Below are 14,269 nucleotides of genomic sequence, written 5' to 3'. Positions count from 1 at the left end.
ACACCGAGTTCCTTACGCACATGAGACCTACCCCGACCGACCAGCCCACCCGCGCGAGCAGCAGTGCCGTCGTCCCGGTGCTCGCCTTCGCGGGCATCGTCGTCGCGGTGATGCAGACCCTGCTCGTCCCGGTCATCAAGGACCTGCCGCAGCTCCTGGACACCGCCCCCAGCAACGCCACCTGGGTCCTGACCTCCACCCTCCTGTCGGGTGCCGTGGCCACGCCGATCATGGGCCGCCTCGGCGACCTGTACGGCAAGCGCAGGATGCTGATCGCGAGCCTCGCGGTGATGGTGGTCGGCGCGCTGATCAGCGCGCTCACCAGCGACCTGATCGTCATGGTCCTCGGCCGTAGCCTCCAGGGCTTCGCCATGGGTGCGATCCCGCTCGGCATCGGCCTGATGCGCGACATGCTGCCCCGCGAGAAGCTCGGCTCGGCGATGGCCCTGATGAGTTCCTCGATCGGCGTCGGCGGCGGTCTCGCCCTCCCCCTCGCGGCCCTGATCGCCCAGCACGCCGACTGGCACGCCCTCTTCTACGGTGCCGCCGGCCTCGGCGCCCTCGCCATCGTCCTCACCCTCCTCGTCGTACCGGAATCCGACATGCGCGCGGAGGGCTCCTTCGACCTGCTCGGCGCGTTCGGCCTCTCCACCGGCCTGGTCCTCTTCCTCCTGCCCATCACCAAGGGCAGCGACTGGGGCTGGACCTCAGGCACCACGCTCGGCCTGTTCGGCGCCTCCGCGGCCGTACTCCTCCTGTGGGGCGTGTACGAGCTGCGCACCAAGGCCCCCCTCGTCGACCTGCGCACCACGGCCCGCCCCGCCGTCCTCTTCACCAACCTCGCCTCGATCATGGTCGGCGTCAGCTTCTACGTCGTCTCGCTGGTCCTTCCCCAGCTGCTCCAGCTCCCGAAGGCCACCGGCTACGGCCTCGGCCAGTCGATGGTCGTCGCGGGTCTGCTGGTCGCCCCGCTGGGCCTGACGATGATGTTCACGGCACCCGTCTACGCCCGCCTGTCCGCGAAGTACGGCCCCAAGTTCACCCTCATCCTCGGCATGCTGATCATCGCGATCGGCTACGGCGCGGGGCTGGGGCTCATGAGCGCGGCCTGGCAGAGCCTGGTCATCGCGGTCGTGCTGGGCGCGGGCATCGGACTCGCCTACTCCTCCCTCCCCGCCCTGATCGTCGGCGCGGTCCCCGCCTCGGAGACGGGCGCGGCGAACGGCCTCAACACGCTGATGCGTTCGATCGGTACGTCGGTGTCGAGCGCCGTCATCGGCATGGTCCTGGCCAACACCGCGAACACCGTGAACGGCGTCGAGATCCCGACCATGCACGGCTTCCGCGTCTCCTTCCTCATCGCGACCGGCGCGGTGGCGATCGGCCTGCTGATGGCCCTGTTCCTGCCGAAGCCGAACCGCGCGCCGCAGCTGCGCGCGAGCAGCGAGGAGGACGCGAACCTGGAGCGTGCGGAGGAGGCGCTGCGGGGCTTCCGGGGTCGGGTCCTGGGTGCCGACGGCGAGCCCGTCGCCCGTGCCAAGGTCACGCTGATCGACCGCCGGGGTCGTCAGGCGGGGGCGACACTGTCCGGCGAGGACGGCAGTTACTCGCTAGCCGTTCCGGCGGAGGGGGCGTACGTGCTCGCGGCGAAGGCGTCCGGGCATGGGCCGCTTGCGTCTGCTGCCTCGCATGCGGGGGATGACAGTGCCGTGGACGTGGATCTTTCGTTGCCGGGGGAGGCTGTGACCGCGTAGGGGTCGGGGGTCGGCTGCGGGTGGTTCGTGGCCGGTCGCGCTCACGCGGTGGAGCCGCACATCGACACAGCCCCGCGCCCCTCAAGACGATTCGCGCACCCCCTGTCATCCAGGTGACGGGGGGTGTGGGGCACCATGGGGCCGCCCGCATCCTCGTACGACCGAAAGGCCCCCCATGACCGCGGCCCCCAAGCCCGAGATCCTCGCCGCCTTCGAGGCCGCGAAGGGGTTCATGCCCGTGGACGAGGGGCTCGCCCTGTACGCGGCGGCCGTCGAGGCCGGGCGGCTCGGGCTGCCGCTCCTGGAGGTGGGCACGTACTGCGGGCGCTCCGCGATCCTGCTCGCGGACGCGGCCCGTGCGGCCGGGGTCACCGCGCTGACCGTCGACCACCACCGCGGCAGCGAGGAGCAGCAGCCCGGCTGGGAGTACCACGACCCGGAGACGGTCGACCCCGAGCTCGGCCTGATGGACACCCTGCCGACCTTCCGCCGGACCCTGCACAAGGCCGGTCTGGAGGACCACGTCGTCGCCCTCGTCGGCCGTTCCCCGCAGGTCGCGAAGGTCTGGGGCACCCCCCTCGGCCTCGTCTTCATCGACGGCGGCCACACCGACGAGCACGCGAACGCCGACTACGAGGGCTGGGCGCCGCATGTGGCGGAGGGCGGGCTGCTGCTCATCCACGACGTCCACCCGGACCCGAAGGACGAGTTCACCGGCCAGGCCCCGTACCGGATCTATCTGCGGGCGCTGGAGTCGGGGGCCTTCACGGAGGTCTCCGTGACGGACACGCTGCGCGTGCTGCGGCGGGTGGGTACGGGGATCTGAGGCGCCGCGCGCCTCAGGGCTTCACGTTGAGGTCGATGTCGACCGGGGTCTGGATGACGTTGCCCGTACCGACGCCCGGCTGACCGTGGACGACGTCGACGGCACAGACGTCTTCCGGCGGGGTGCAGGGGAACGAGGCGGCCTGGGCCGCGGGCGCGACGAGGACGACCGTCGCGGCGACGGTGACGGTGATGAGCGCGCTTGCTATGCCACGCAGGTGTGATCTCATGGGCGATTCTCGGCATACCGCCCAGCCGTGAGCGACGCCGGTGTGCCGTTCGGATGAAACGACCCGTCCGGCCCCCACCACCCCGCCCCACCGTCGACCCGCCGCTAGGGTGGCTGTCGTGTCGTACGTAGGCCCGGACTTCGATCCTCCCCAGCCCCGCCGCCCCCGGCGCCGCCCCCTCACCGTCGCGGTCGCCGCACTGGTCCCGGGCGCGCTGCTCGGGTGGCTGGTGTACGAGACGGTGGGTGGATCCGGTGGAGGTTCCGAGGAGGCGGCGGGGACACCGACGTCGTCGAGCGCGCCCGTGACTGCCACGACGTCCCCGCTGTCCACACCCTCGAAGTCCGCCACGGACGACGACAAGCCGAGCCCCACCCCCACGACCTCCGCCCCGGCCGCCTCCGGCCCCCTCAAGGGCAAGGTCGTCGTCATCGACCCGGGTCACAACCCGAACAACTTCCAGCACACGGCCGAGATCAACAAGAAGGTGAACATCGGCACGACCTGGAAGGAGTGCGACACGACCGGCACGTCCACCAACGCCGGTTACACCGAGGCCAAGTTCACCCTCGACGTGGCCCACCGCCTGCGCACGCTGCTTCAGCAGCAGGGCGCCACGGTGAAGTTGACCCAGGACGGCGACCGGACGTTCGGCCCGTGCATCGACGAACGCGCGCAGATCGGCAACAAGGCGCACGCGGACGCCGTGGTGTCGGTCCACGCGGACGGCGCGGGCGCGGGCCAGCGCGGCTTCCACGTCATCCTTCCCGGCAAGGTCAAGGCGGGCAGCGCCGACACCGGCCCGATCGTCGCCTCCTCCGCCTCCCTCGGCGAACGCATCGCCGGCAACTTCGTCCGCGCCACCGGCAGCGCCCCCTCCAACTACGTCGGCGACGGCACCGGTCTCGTCACGCGTAAGGACCTCGGCGGTCTCAATCTGTCAACGGTTCCCAAGGTGTTCATCGAGTGCGGCAACATGCGCGATAGCAAGGACGCGGCATTGCTGACCAGCGGTACGTGGCGGCAGAAGGCGGCGCAGGGGATCTTCGATGGAGTGGCAAGTTTTTTGAGCTAGGCGGTTCGAGGCTTCACCGAACTCATCGTCTGCGCATCACTCGTGTCCGATCTTCGCGGGCGATGCATCGCCCGCGCCAAAGGCCTACCACAGGCACCGAGCCCAGAGACGCGGTACTACGGACCAGCGATAGCTGGCAGTAGAAGCGGCACAGGGGATCTGTCAACTGCCGTCGCTAAAGCGACCGGCTTGCACAACGGGCGCCACTGGATGTGACGCTGCGTTTGCGTTCAGCCCCACTGCCCCGCTGACGCGAGGGTGGAGCAGGGGCCATTGACTGGGCCCCGCGTCGCCACAACTCCCACGCACGTGCGCGGATGTTGCGGGAGCTGTTCCGGTCTGCGTGATCAACGAATCCGCAGTTCCGGCACGCGAACCAGGCCTGCGAGACCCGGTTCGCCTTGTCGATGTGCCCGCACTCGGCGCAGGTGCGGGAGGTGTACGCCGGATCGACGTACACCACCGGAACCCCCGCCCGGCGGGCCTTGTACGCGATGAACGACCCCAGCTGGGCAAAGCTCCAGCTGGAGTGGGTGGCCCGTTGGGGCTTGCGAAGCCGTACCCGTTCCCGGATGCCCCTGAGGTCCTCCAGGGCGATTCCGCGACCGGTGCGTTCAGCCTCGGCCACCATAACCTTCGCGATCTTGTGGTTGATGTCCCGAGCCCGCCGCGACTCCTTGCGCCTGCGCTTCTTCAGCCGGCGCTTGGCGGACGGGGTGTTCTTGCGCTGCAGCTTGGCCCGCAGGGTTCGCTCCCGCCCCCGAATCCGGTTGAGCTCGCGCCCGGCCATGATCTCTCCATCGCTGGTGGTAGCGATGTTGACGATGCCCAGGTCGACGCCTAGGAAGTCCACCGGGCCTGCGTTCAGCGGGGCTTCGGGGACCTCGCATGTGGCGCTCATGAACCACATGCCGTCCCGACACACCAGATCGGACTCCCCCTTGCGGTACAAGGCGAGGGTGACCAGCTGCTCGGGACTCGCCGTGAATGCCACGTTCTTGATCCGCCCGACCGTCGTCCAGATCGAGATGCAGCGCCGGTCGATCCGCCAGGACAGCATGCGGTCGTCGTAGGGCTGTGCGCCCTCTGCACGAAAGACGATCGACCTCCCTGTGGCCCTGTGGTATCGCCGCGAACCGGGTTTTCCGAAGTTCCCGGCCCTGAGATTCGCCTTGAGTGCCGCATAGGCGTCACAGGTCTTCTTGATCACGTGCTGGGCGGCCTGGGCACCGAGGTTCCACTGCGCCTTCACCGCGTCATAGGTGAGCTTGCGCAAGGCGAAGTTGTTCCTGACATCCTTCCGAAAAGCCACTTCGCTGACCCAGGTAGCCGCCTCGTTACAGGCACGCAGGGTCGCTTCAAGCGCCGCCGCCTGCACAGGCGTCGGTAGCAGCTTCACTTGCACGACCAGCTTCATGGCATCCGACCCTAAGAGCATGGGTGCACAAGCAGACGACTTCCGCACACCTGCCCTACTTCCCAGCTACAGGCCGCGCGAGTGTTCGGTTCCGTCTGACTTGACCGGGCGCCCCCCAAGCTGCCGCGATCCCGTCTCCCGAAGCGACTCTTCCTGGGGCTGAACCCGGGGTTCCTAGCGCGACCCTCTGAAGGAATCGTGAGTTTCCTGCACGTCTCATGTTTCGCGGGCTGATCCCTGCGGACAGCCCCTCCGGGCGGACGATAAGGTCGTCCCTACGATGAGGGGCCACCCCCGCGCTTCACACCGAGGCCTGACGGCGACATGGTGACAGCGACGCCTCCAGCGATGCCGACGATGAGACGACTGAACCGAAGGACTCCTTGAAGTGAATATCCGCTCCCTCACTCGGGGCGACGGCGTGGTGATCGGAGCAGCGGTGTTGCTCTTCATCGCGTCGTTCCTCGACACCTACGGCAACGGCGGTAGCAACGTCCCCAACGCCTGGGACAATCTCGGCCTCCTGATGAGCATGTACATCGGCGGCTTCGCCGGCGCGGCCTTGATCGTTGTCGCCCGCGCCCTGCCGCAGCCCCGCAAGGTCGTCGGGCTCGACCTCGGTCAGCTCGGCGTCGCGCTGTCGGTCTTCTCCGCGTGGACCGCGTTCTGGACGATCATCGACCCAGCAGGGTCGGTCGACACCGGCGGATTCGACGTCGAGTCGGGCGCCGGCCTGATCCTCGGCCTGATCGCCGCCCTCCTACTCGCCGCGGGGGCCATCGCCACCCCCCTCCTCCCCGCCCTCCAGGCCGCCCTCATCCCGGCCCCCCGCCCCGTCGCCCCCCAGCCCTACGGTGCCCAGCCTCCCGGTGGTTACGGCTACCCGGGTGCCGGTGCTCCGCAGCCGGGGCAGCCCTACGGTGGTCAGCCTCAGCCGGGGCAGCCCTACGGTGGTCAGCCTCAGCCCGGGCAGCCGCAGCCGGGGCAGCCGCAGGCGCCGCAGCCGGCTGGGGACTTCTCCCCGTTCTGGTTCGCCGTTCCGGTGGCGCGTCCGCTCTTCGCGGAGGACGGCTCGCAGTCGCCGATCGCCGAACTGGCACCGGGCACCTGGTACCTGGCCGTCGAGCAGCGCGGCGCCAACCTGGTCGCGCAGACGCAGGACGGCCGTCGTGGCGTACTGCAGGACACGTCGGGCATCCAGCGCGGCTGATCCCGAAGCGACATCAACGCACGGCCCCTCGCCCTTCCGGGCGGGGGGCCGTTGTCGTACAGTCGCCTCCCTCGACCAGCGAACTGACACACCGTCAGGAGGCGGCTATGCGGCTCGGTCTCGCGCTCGGCTACTGGGGGCGTGGCCCCAACCCCGATCATGTGCCGCTGGCGCGGGAGGCGGAGCGGCTCGGTTACGACTCTGTGTGGACGGCCGAGTCCTGGGGGGCGGACGTCTTCACGCCCCTCACCTGGATCGCCGCGCAGACCTCAAGGATCAGGCTGGGCACGGCGGTTGCCCAGATGGCAGCCAGGTCGCCGACCACCACCGCCATGCACGCCCTCACCCTCGACCATCTCTCCGGTGGGCGCGTGATGCTCGGTCTCGGGCTCTCCGGCCCGCAGGTGGTCGAGGGCTGGTACGGCCGCCCGTTCCCGAAGTCGCCGCTGACCGCGACACGGGAGTACGTCGATGTCGTACGCCAGGTCCTCAGGCGGGAGGCGCCGGTCGAGCTCGCCGGGCGCTTTCATTCGCACCCCTTCCGGGGCGAGGACGCCACCGGACTCGGCAAACCCCTCAAGCCCATCACCCACCCCCTGCGCCCCGACCTCCCGATCCTCCTGGGCGCCGAGGGTCCGAAGAACGTCGCCCAGACCACCCGTATCGCCGACGGCTGGCTCCCCCTGTACTGGTCCCCGACCCGCCCCGAGGTCTACGAGGCCTCCCTCACCGACGCCCCGGAGGGTTTCCTCGTCGCGCCCATGGCCCAGGTCCGGGTCTGTGACGACGTACGCGAGGGCCTGCTCCCCGTGAAGACCATGCTGGGCTTCTACATCGGCGGCATGGGGCACGCGGCCCGCAACTTCCACGCCGACCTGATGGCACGGATGGGGTACGAGGAGGAGGCGCGCAGGATCCAGCGGCTGTTCCTGGAGGGGCGTCGCGAGGAGGCCGTGCTGGCCGTGCCCGACGCCTTCGCCGACGAGATCTCCCTGGTCGGGCCGCGCGAACGCATCGCGGAGCGGTTGGAGTCGTGGCGGAAGGGGCCGGTGACGGATCTGCTGGCGCTGGCGCCGGACCGGGAGACCCTGCGGGTGCTGGCGGAGCTCAACTCGTAGTCGTACGGGTTTCATTCGGTCGAGTGCGGCAACCCGATGGTTATGTCCCCTCGATATCGCGGTGCCAACTCGGCCGGCACGGTCATAGCGATCGTCGCCGACATCATGGCCCTCATCCTGGGCCTCTGGATCCTGATGTACCTGCTGGACGCGAACCGCGCGAACGACTTCGTGCAGTTCATCCATGACGCGGCTCGCTGGCTGGCCGGCTGGAGCCACGACCTGTTCACGTTCGACGAGGCGTGGGCACGGGTCGTCGCCGGGTACGGGCTGGCGGCAGTGGTCTACCTGTTCGTCGGACACGCCATCGCCAACCGGGTGCACCGGCACTGAACCAGCCGCACGCTCAGCCGCAGCAGTCCGGGTCAAGGCCGCTCGGCAGGCGGTCGCCGCCGAAGACCGCGCATGTCGCCTCGTGGCCGCCCAGCGCGGCGACCGCGAGGAGCAGTGAACCCGCCGTCCAAGTGGTCAGCTCCTGGGGCCAGACGGCGCCGTCCTCGAAGACGTACCCGGTCCAGTACAACCCGCTCTCCGGATCCCGCAGATGCTGGATCGACTGGAGGATGTCCAGCGCACGGTCGGACTCGCCCGTCGCCCACAGCGCGAGAGCGAGTTCGGCCGACTCGCCGCCGGTGACCCAGGGGTTCGGGACCACGCAGCGCACCCCGAAGCCGGGGACGACGAAGCGGTCCCAGTCCGCCTCGATACGGGACTTGGCCTCCGTGCCGGTGAGCGCGCCGCCCAGCACCGGGTAGTACCAGTCCATCGAGTAGCGGTCCTTGTCGAGGAAACGCTCCGGGTGGCGGCGGATCGCGTGGCGGAGGGCCCCCACCGCCAACTCCCAGTCCGGCTGGGCCTCTTCGCGCTGCTCGGCGATGGCGAGCGCACAGCGAAGGGCGTGGTGGATCGACGAGGAGCCGGTCAGCAGCGCGTCGTTGGTGAACGTGCCGTCGTCCTCGCCCTTCCAGCCGATCTGGCCGCCGGGCTGCTGGAGCCGCAGGACGTACTCGATCGCCGAGTAGACGGACGGCCACATCCGGTCCAGGAAGGTGTCGTCGCCCGTGGAGAGGTAGTGGTGCCACACCCCGACCGCTATGTAGGCGACGAAGTTCGTCTCCCGGCCCCGGTCGGTGACCTCCGCGAAGTCCCCGTCCTGGTACGCCGCGTACCAGGACCCGTCCTCGTTCTGGTGCCGCGCCAGCCAGTCGTACGCCCGCTCGGCGGCCTCGTGCTCGCCCGCCGCGTCCAGGGCCATCGCGGCCTCGGTGTGGTCCCAGGGGTCGAGGTGGTGGCCGCGGAACCACGGGATCGCCCCGTCCTCCCGCTGCACGGCGAGAATGCCGGCGACGGTCGCGGCGGCCTCCTCGGCGTTCAACACCCCGGGCAGGACCAGGTGTTCGGTACGCGGAGTCGTCACCGAGCGTCCACCGCGGGCAGGTGCGGCTTGGTCGCGTAGGCCACGAAGCTCTTGCCGATCAGGGGGTTGAGGGCCTGCTCGGCGACCCTGGTCGCCAGCGGCTTCTTCATGATGTCCCAGACCAGCAGCTTGTGGTACGCCCGCACCGGCAGCGCCTTGTCGTTGTCGACGCCGAACGCGCACTTCAGCCACCAGTACGGCGAGTGCAGGGCGTGCGCGTGATGGGTGCCGTACGGCTTGAGGCCCGCCTCGCGGATCTTCGCGAGCAGTTCGTCCGCCTTGTAGATGCGGATGTGGCCGCCCTCGACCTCGTGGTAGGCGTCCGAGAGGGACCAGCAGACCTTCTCGGGGCCGTAGCGCGGGACGGTGATGGCGATCCGGCCGCCGGGCTTGAGCACCCGGACCATCTCGGCGAGTACGCCCTTGTCGTCCGGGATGTGCTCCATGACCTCGGAGATGATCACGACGTCGAAGGACTCGTCGGGGAAGGGGAGCGCGAGCGCGTCGCCCTCCATCGCGGTGGCGGTGGCACCCTCCGGCGCCTCGCCCGCCTCCTTCATCGCCGCGAACCACTTGGCGACCTCGCGGATTTCCTCCGCGTTCTGGTCCAGGGCCACGACCTGGGCACCCCGCCGGTAGCACTCGAACGCGTGCCGGCCGGCTCCGCAGCCGAGGTCCAGGACGCGGTCGCCCGGAGCTAGCGGGAACCGGGTGAAGTCGACGGTCAGCACGTGGCCCTGCTTTCGGAATAGGTGCTTGTGGCGGCTGCGGAGTGGTCGGTCGAGGTCAAGGTCGCGGTCCCGGGCCCGGCGATCGCCTCGCGGTACCTGGCCACCGTTCCCTCGGCGGCCCGGGCCCAGGTGAAGCGCTCCAGTACCCGCTCACGGCCGGCGCGGCCGAGCCGTGCCCTCAGCTCGGGGTCCCCCAGCAGTCGGCTCAGGCCGGCCGCCAGCGCCCCGGAATCCCCCGGCGGTACGGCCAGACACGTCTCCCCGTCCCGTCCGGCGACCTCCGGGATCGCTCCGCCGGTCGTCGCGACCAGAGGGGTCCCCGTGGCCATCGCCTCCGCCGCCGGGAGGGAGAAGCCCTCGTACAGGGACGGCACGCAGGCGACCTCGGCCGAGCGGACCAGGTCGACCAGTTCCGCGTCGGAGATGCCCTTGACGAAGCGGACGGCGCCTTCGAGGCCGTAGCGCTCGATGGCCTGGGCGACCGGGCCGTCCTCGGCGCGCTTGCCGACGACGACGAGGTGGGCGTCGGGGTGCTCGGTGCGGACCTTGGCGAGGGCCTCGACGAGGAAGACCAGGCCCTTGAGGGGGACGTCCGCGCTGGAGGTGGTGACGATACGACCGGGGATCACCGGGACCGAGGGGTCCGGCGAGAAGAGGTCCGAGTCGGCGCCGATGTGGACGACGTGGACCCGGTCGTCGCGGACGCCGAGGTGGTCGACTATCTCCTGGTGGGAGGTGCCGGAGACGGTGAGGACCGAGGGGAGCCTGCGGGCCACCCGCTTCTGCATGGTGGTGAAGGCGTACCAGCGCCTTTTGGCCCACCGCTGGCCCCAGCCCTCGGCCGCGTCCAGCTCCAACTGGCGGTCCACGGTGATGGGGTGGTGGATCGTGGTGACCAGGGGGGCGCCGATGTCGCCCAGGAGGCCGTATCCCAGCGTCTGGTTGTCGTGGACGACGTCGAACTCGCCGCGACGGGCGCGCAGATGGCGGCGGGCGCGCAGCGAGAAGGTGAGGGGCTCGGGGAAGCCGCCGGTCCACATGGTCGCGACTTCGAGCGCGTCGATCCAGTCGCGGTACTCGTCGCGCTTCGGGGTGCGGAAGGGGTCCGGGGAGCGGTAGAGGTCGAGGCTCGGCAGCTCGGTGAGGCTGAGCCGGCCGTCGATGTCGTCGCCCTCGTCGAGGACCGGGTAGGGCTGGGAGCCGATGACCTCGACGCGGTGGCCGAGGCGGGCCAGCTCGCGGGAGAGGTGGCGGACGTAGACGCCCTGGCCGCCGCAGAACGGGTTTCCCTTGTAGGTGAGGAGTGCGATGTTGAGCGGTCGCTCGCCGTCCGCGGCCGGGTCCTCCTGGGACCCCGTCCGACTGGCCTCAGCGGTCACTCCGGGCCCCCTTCTCCCTGCTGTTTCCCGCGAGATTACGCCGGGACGCTAATCTAGAACAAGTTTCAGACTTGATCGTTCAAGAGGCTCTGAATCTACCGGCAGGTAGGGGCGGTGTGAGCAGTGGATCAGGTGATTCACGCCACCACCGGCACCCCTGCCATGCTGTGTGATCACTCGCCCTCACCGACTGTCACGGACGGGACCCATGCCTGCCGAAGTCAGCACCCAGCGCCCCGCCTCCCCGCCTCTCACGGAGCGGCAGGAGGCCCGTCGTCGCCGCATCCTGCACGCGAGCGCGCAGCTGGCCAGCCGGGGCGGTTTCGACGCGGTGCAGATGCGCGAGGTCGCGGAGTCCTCGCAGGTGGCGCTGGGCACGCTGTACCGCTACTTCCCGTCCAAGGTGCATCTGCTGGTCGCCACCATGCAGGACCAGCTGGAGCACATGCACGGCACGCTGCGCAAGAAGCCGCCGCAGGGCGAGTCGGCGGCGGAGCGGGTGGCGGAGACGCTGATGCGGGCGTTCAGGGCGCTGCAGCGGGAGCCGCATCTGGCGGACGCGATGGTGCGCGCCCTGACCTTCGCCGACCGCAGCGTCTCCCCCGAGGTCGACCAGGTCTCCCGGCAGACCACGGTGATCATCCTGGACGCGATGGGCCTGGAGAACCCCACCCCGGACCAGCTCTCCGCCGTCCGGGTCATCGAGCACACCTGGCACTCGGCGCTGATCACCTGGCTGTCGGGCCGCGCCTCCATCGCCCAGGTCAAGATCGACATCGAGACGGTGTGCCGGCTGATCGACCTGACCGAGGTCAGGGAGACGCGGTAGCTCCGGCCTGCCCGCACTTCTGGCCGTACCCATAGAACGACAACCCCTTGAACACCTCGGCCTGGCCCTGTCCCCCGGCTGGGACCGCGGCGCCCACGCCCTCCTCGGACGCCACGCCGGCCAGGAAGCTCAGTTCCCAGCCCCCGCGGTTCAGCGCCCAGCCGACGCCGTCCCCGTACTCCATCGGTTCGGTCTTCCGCCAGCCGCGCTCGACCAGCTCGGCGACGGCCCGCTCGGTGGCCTTCCGATCCGGCGTGGGCATGCGCAGCTGCCCCATGACCTGACAGGGGCGCCGCTTCATCGCCGCGGACTGTTCGTCGACGAACGACGGCTGTCCGAATCCGCCCGCCTTCAGGGCGGCCCGGAGGTCCGCCCGTACGGCATCGGTGGTCACCACCCGACGGTCCGCGCCCGCCGCGGGCGCACCGTCGCCGCCCCCGTCACCGTCACCGCCGCATCCCGCCAAGGCCATGACTGCCACCCCGGCCATGGCCACGGCGCTCCCCGCCCGTCGCATCGCTCCCCCGCCTCACAGATCACTCACAGACGGTGGGAGTTTCGCACACGTGAGCTACTCCTCCGGCGGGAACACCGGCTCCCCGCTCCCCAGCAGCGTGATCATGATCGCCTCCACCGGGCAGCTCTCCGCCGCCGCGAGGATCTTCTCGTTGGCGTCGGTCTCCGGTTCGGCGGGGTGGGACTGGCGGGCGGTGTCGAGGTGGAAGCCGTCGGGGGCGTGGTGGACGCACTGGGCCGAGCCGATGCAGACGGAGCGGTCGACCTCGACCTGCCAGCGGTCGCCCATGACCCGTCAGCCCTCCCAGCCGGCCGGGAGGTGGATCATCTTGTGTTCGAGGTACTCGCCGAAGCCTTCCGGGCCGAACTCCCGGCCCAGGCCCGAGTTCTTGTAGCCGCCGAACGGGCCCAGCATGTCGAGGCTGAAGGTGTTGACGGAGTAGGTGCCGGTGCGGACCTGGCGTGCCACCTCGATGCCGTGGGCCACGTCGGCCGTCCAGACGCTGCCGGAAAGGCCGTAGTCCGAGTCGTTGGCGATCTTCAGGGCCTCGGACTCGTCGCCGTAGGGAAGGAGACAGATCACGGGGCCGAAGATCTCCTCCCGCGCGATCCGCATGGAGTTGTCGACGTCGCCGAAGAGGGTGGGCTCCACGTACCAGCCCCGGTCCAGGCCCGGCGGGCGGCCGCCGCCGGTGAGGATCTTCGCGCCTTCCTCCTGGCCGATGCGGATGTAGTCCAGGTTCCTGCGCTGCTGGCGCTGTGCGACCAGGGGGCCCACCTGGGTCGCCGGGTCCAGCGGGTCGCCGACCACCAGCGCGCTCGCCGCCGCCGCGAAGGCGTCCGCGAACTCGTCGTAGCGGGAGCGCGGCAGGAGGATACGGGTCTGGGCCACGCACGCCTGGCCGTTGTTCATCCAGGCCGCCGAGACGATCCCGGGGACGGAGGTCTCGATGTCCGCGTCCGGCAGGACGACCGCCGCCGACTTGCCGCCCAGTTCGAGGGTGACGCGCGTGAGGTTCCTCGACGCCACCTCCATCACACGCTTGCCCGCCGCGACCGACCCGGTGAAGGAGACCTTGTCCACGCCCGGGTGCCCGACCAGGTACTCGCTGACCTCGCGGTCGGCGGGGAGGATCGACAGCACGCCCTCCGGCAGCCCGGCCTCGCGTGTGATCTCGGCCAGCAGATACGCGTCCAGCGGCGACTCCGGTGACGGCTTCAGCACCACCGTGCAGCCGGTGAGCAGCGCGGGCGCGAGCTTGGCGGCGGCCACGAACTGCGGGACGTTCCACGGGGCCACGGCGGCCACGACGCCGACCGGTTCGCGCCGGACGAGGATCTTGCCGAGGACGCCGTCGCGCTGCTCCTCGTAGGTGAAGTTCCGTGCGACCGTGATCGCCGCGTCCCACACCATCATCGCGCCGAGCGCCTGCGCGAGGACGCTCCAGGAGTACGGGGAGCCGTTCTCGGAGGAGATGACGCGGGCCAACTCCTCGTGCCGGGTGAGGATCCCGTCCTTGATGCGGGAGACGACCTCGATGCGCTCGTCGAGCGTCATCCGTGGCCAGGGCCCTTCCTCGAACGCCCTGCGCGCCGCCGCGACCGCCCGGTCCACGTCCTCCCGGGAGGCGTGCGGGACCCGTCCGATGACCTCCTCGGTGTGCGGGGAGATCACCTCGATGACGTCCTTGCCCAGGGGGTCGGTCAACTCCCCGCCGATGAACAGCTGTCCGTGTTCCACGAGCTCGGTCATGGCGAGTGCCTCCCC

15 protein-coding genes are annotated in these 14,269 nt (G+C 70.1%); 7 read left to right on the top strand and 8 right to left on the bottom strand.

All coding sequences use genetic code 11. The features are described 5' to 3' along the window. Positions 1-20: 20 nt before the first annotated feature. Together ABKA17_RS26585 and ABKA17_RS26580 are read left to right on the top strand one after the other, a co-directional pair. A complete protein-coding gene (locus ABKA17_RS26585) occupies positions 21-1,754 on the top strand; it encodes an MFS transporter (protein ID WP_353694749.1) in 1,734 nt (577 codons plus the stop codon). A gap of 175 nt (positions 1,755-1,929) precedes the next feature. Continuing rightward, on the top strand, positions 1,930-2,580 hold the full coding sequence (locus tag ABKA17_RS26580) for a class I SAM-dependent methyltransferase (RefSeq protein WP_353694748.1): 651 nt from the start codon (positions 1,930-1,932) through the stop codon (positions 2,578-2,580). A gap of 13 nt (positions 2,581-2,593) precedes the next feature. On the opposite strand, the gene ABKA17_RS26575 is transcribed toward ABKA17_RS26580, so the two are convergent. Beyond that, the gene (locus tag ABKA17_RS26575; protein ID WP_353694747.1) at positions 2,594-2,809 is read right to left on the bottom strand and encodes a chaplin family protein; all 216 of its coding nucleotides are present in this window, start codon (positions 2,807-2,809) and stop codon (positions 2,594-2,596) included. 118 nt (positions 2,810-2,927) lie between these two features. On the opposite strand from ABKA17_RS26575, the gene ABKA17_RS26570 reads away from it, so the two are divergent. Next, positions 2,928-3,884, top strand: a complete 957-nt coding sequence (locus ABKA17_RS26570) for an N-acetylmuramoyl-L-alanine amidase (protein WP_353694746.1) — start codon at positions 2,928-2,930, stop codon at positions 3,882-3,884. A 175-nt stretch (positions 3,885-4,059) separates the two neighbouring features. Here ABKA17_RS26570 and ABKA17_RS26565 read toward each other — a convergent pair whose 3' ends face one another. Then, entirely contained in the window at positions 4,060-5,301 is a 1,242-nt protein-coding gene (locus ABKA17_RS26565; protein ID WP_353694745.1) for an RNA-guided endonuclease InsQ/TnpB family protein, read from the bottom strand. Positions 5,302-5,689: 388 nt separating this feature from the next. Between ABKA17_RS26565 and ABKA17_RS26560 the strand changes: the two genes are divergently transcribed. The 3 genes from ABKA17_RS26560 (at position 5,690) to ABKA17_RS26550 (ending at position 7,962) form a co-directional block, all read left to right on the top strand. Beyond that, a complete protein-coding gene (locus ABKA17_RS26560; protein ID WP_353694744.1) occupies positions 5,690-6,511 on the top strand; it encodes a hypothetical protein in 822 nt (273 codons plus the stop codon). Positions 6,512-6,618: 107 nt separating this feature from the next. Next, entirely contained in the window at positions 6,619-7,629 is a 1,011-nt protein-coding gene (locus ABKA17_RS26555; RefSeq protein ID WP_353694743.1) for an LLM class F420-dependent oxidoreductase, read from the top strand. Positions 7,630-7,671: 42 nt separating this feature from the next. Next, on the top strand, positions 7,672-7,962 hold the full coding sequence (locus tag ABKA17_RS26550) for a hypothetical protein (RefSeq protein ID WP_353694742.1): 291 nt from the start codon (positions 7,672-7,674) through the stop codon (positions 7,960-7,962). 13 nt (positions 7,963-7,975) lie between these two features. On the opposite strand, the gene ABKA17_RS26545 is transcribed toward ABKA17_RS26550, so the two are convergent. The 3 genes from ABKA17_RS26545 to ABKA17_RS26535 are packed head-to-tail and all read right to left on the bottom strand — an operon-like array spanning position 7,976 to position 11,156. Continuing rightward, positions 7,976-9,046 carry a prenyltransferase/squalene oxidase repeat-containing protein gene (locus tag ABKA17_RS26545; RefSeq protein WP_353694741.1) on the bottom strand — a complete coding sequence of 357 codons (1,071 nt, stop codon included), beginning with the start codon at positions 9,044-9,046 and terminating at the stop codon, positions 7,976-7,978. Continuing rightward, the gene (locus tag ABKA17_RS26540; protein WP_353694740.1) at positions 9,043-9,777 is read right to left on the bottom strand and encodes a class I SAM-dependent methyltransferase; all 735 of its coding nucleotides are present in this window, start codon (positions 9,775-9,777) and stop codon (positions 9,043-9,045) included. The genes ABKA17_RS26545 and ABKA17_RS26540 overlap by 4 nt, the downstream gene beginning before the upstream one ends. After that, positions 9,771-11,156, bottom strand: coding sequence for a glycosyltransferase family 4 protein (locus ABKA17_RS26535; protein WP_353694739.1), 1,386 nt, complete (start codon positions 11,154-11,156; stop codon positions 9,771-9,773). Before ABKA17_RS26535 ends, ABKA17_RS26540 begins: the two co-directional genes overlap by 7 nt. A gap of 208 nt (positions 11,157-11,364) precedes the next feature. On the opposite strand from ABKA17_RS26535, the gene ABKA17_RS26530 reads away from it, so the two are divergent. Further along, complete coding sequence (locus tag ABKA17_RS26530) at positions 11,365-11,985, top strand: TetR family transcriptional regulator (RefSeq protein ID WP_353694738.1); 621 nt, start codon at positions 11,365-11,367, stop codon at positions 11,983-11,985. On the opposite strand, the gene ABKA17_RS26525 is transcribed toward ABKA17_RS26530, so the two are convergent. The 3 genes from ABKA17_RS26525 to ABKA17_RS26515 all read right to left on the bottom strand — a co-directional run bounded on the left by ABKA17_RS26525 (position 11,969) and on the right by ABKA17_RS26515 (position 14,254). Beyond that, the gene (locus ABKA17_RS26525; protein ID WP_353694737.1) at positions 11,969-12,475 is read right to left on the bottom strand and encodes a hypothetical protein; all 507 of its coding nucleotides are present in this window, start codon (positions 12,473-12,475) and stop codon (positions 11,969-11,971) included. The two genes, ABKA17_RS26530 and ABKA17_RS26525, sit on opposite strands and share 17 nt — an antisense overlap. An 81-nt stretch (positions 12,476-12,556) precedes the next feature. Next, entirely contained in the window at positions 12,557-12,790 is a 234-nt protein-coding gene (locus ABKA17_RS26520) for a ferredoxin (protein WP_353694736.1), read from the bottom strand. A 6-nt stretch (positions 12,791-12,796) separates the two neighbouring features. After that, positions 12,797-14,254, bottom strand: a complete 1,458-nt coding sequence (locus tag ABKA17_RS26515; RefSeq protein WP_353694735.1) for an aldehyde dehydrogenase — start codon at positions 14,252-14,254, stop codon at positions 12,797-12,799. Positions 14,255-14,269 lie beyond the last annotated feature (15 nt).

Origin of the sequence: Streptomyces sp. RG80 (assembly GCF_040446465.1) — a bacterium.
Lineage (GTDB): Bacteria > Actinomycetota > Actinomycetes > Streptomycetales > Streptomycetaceae > Streptomyces.
This window is presented reverse-complemented; position numbering and strand designations above follow the sequence as displayed.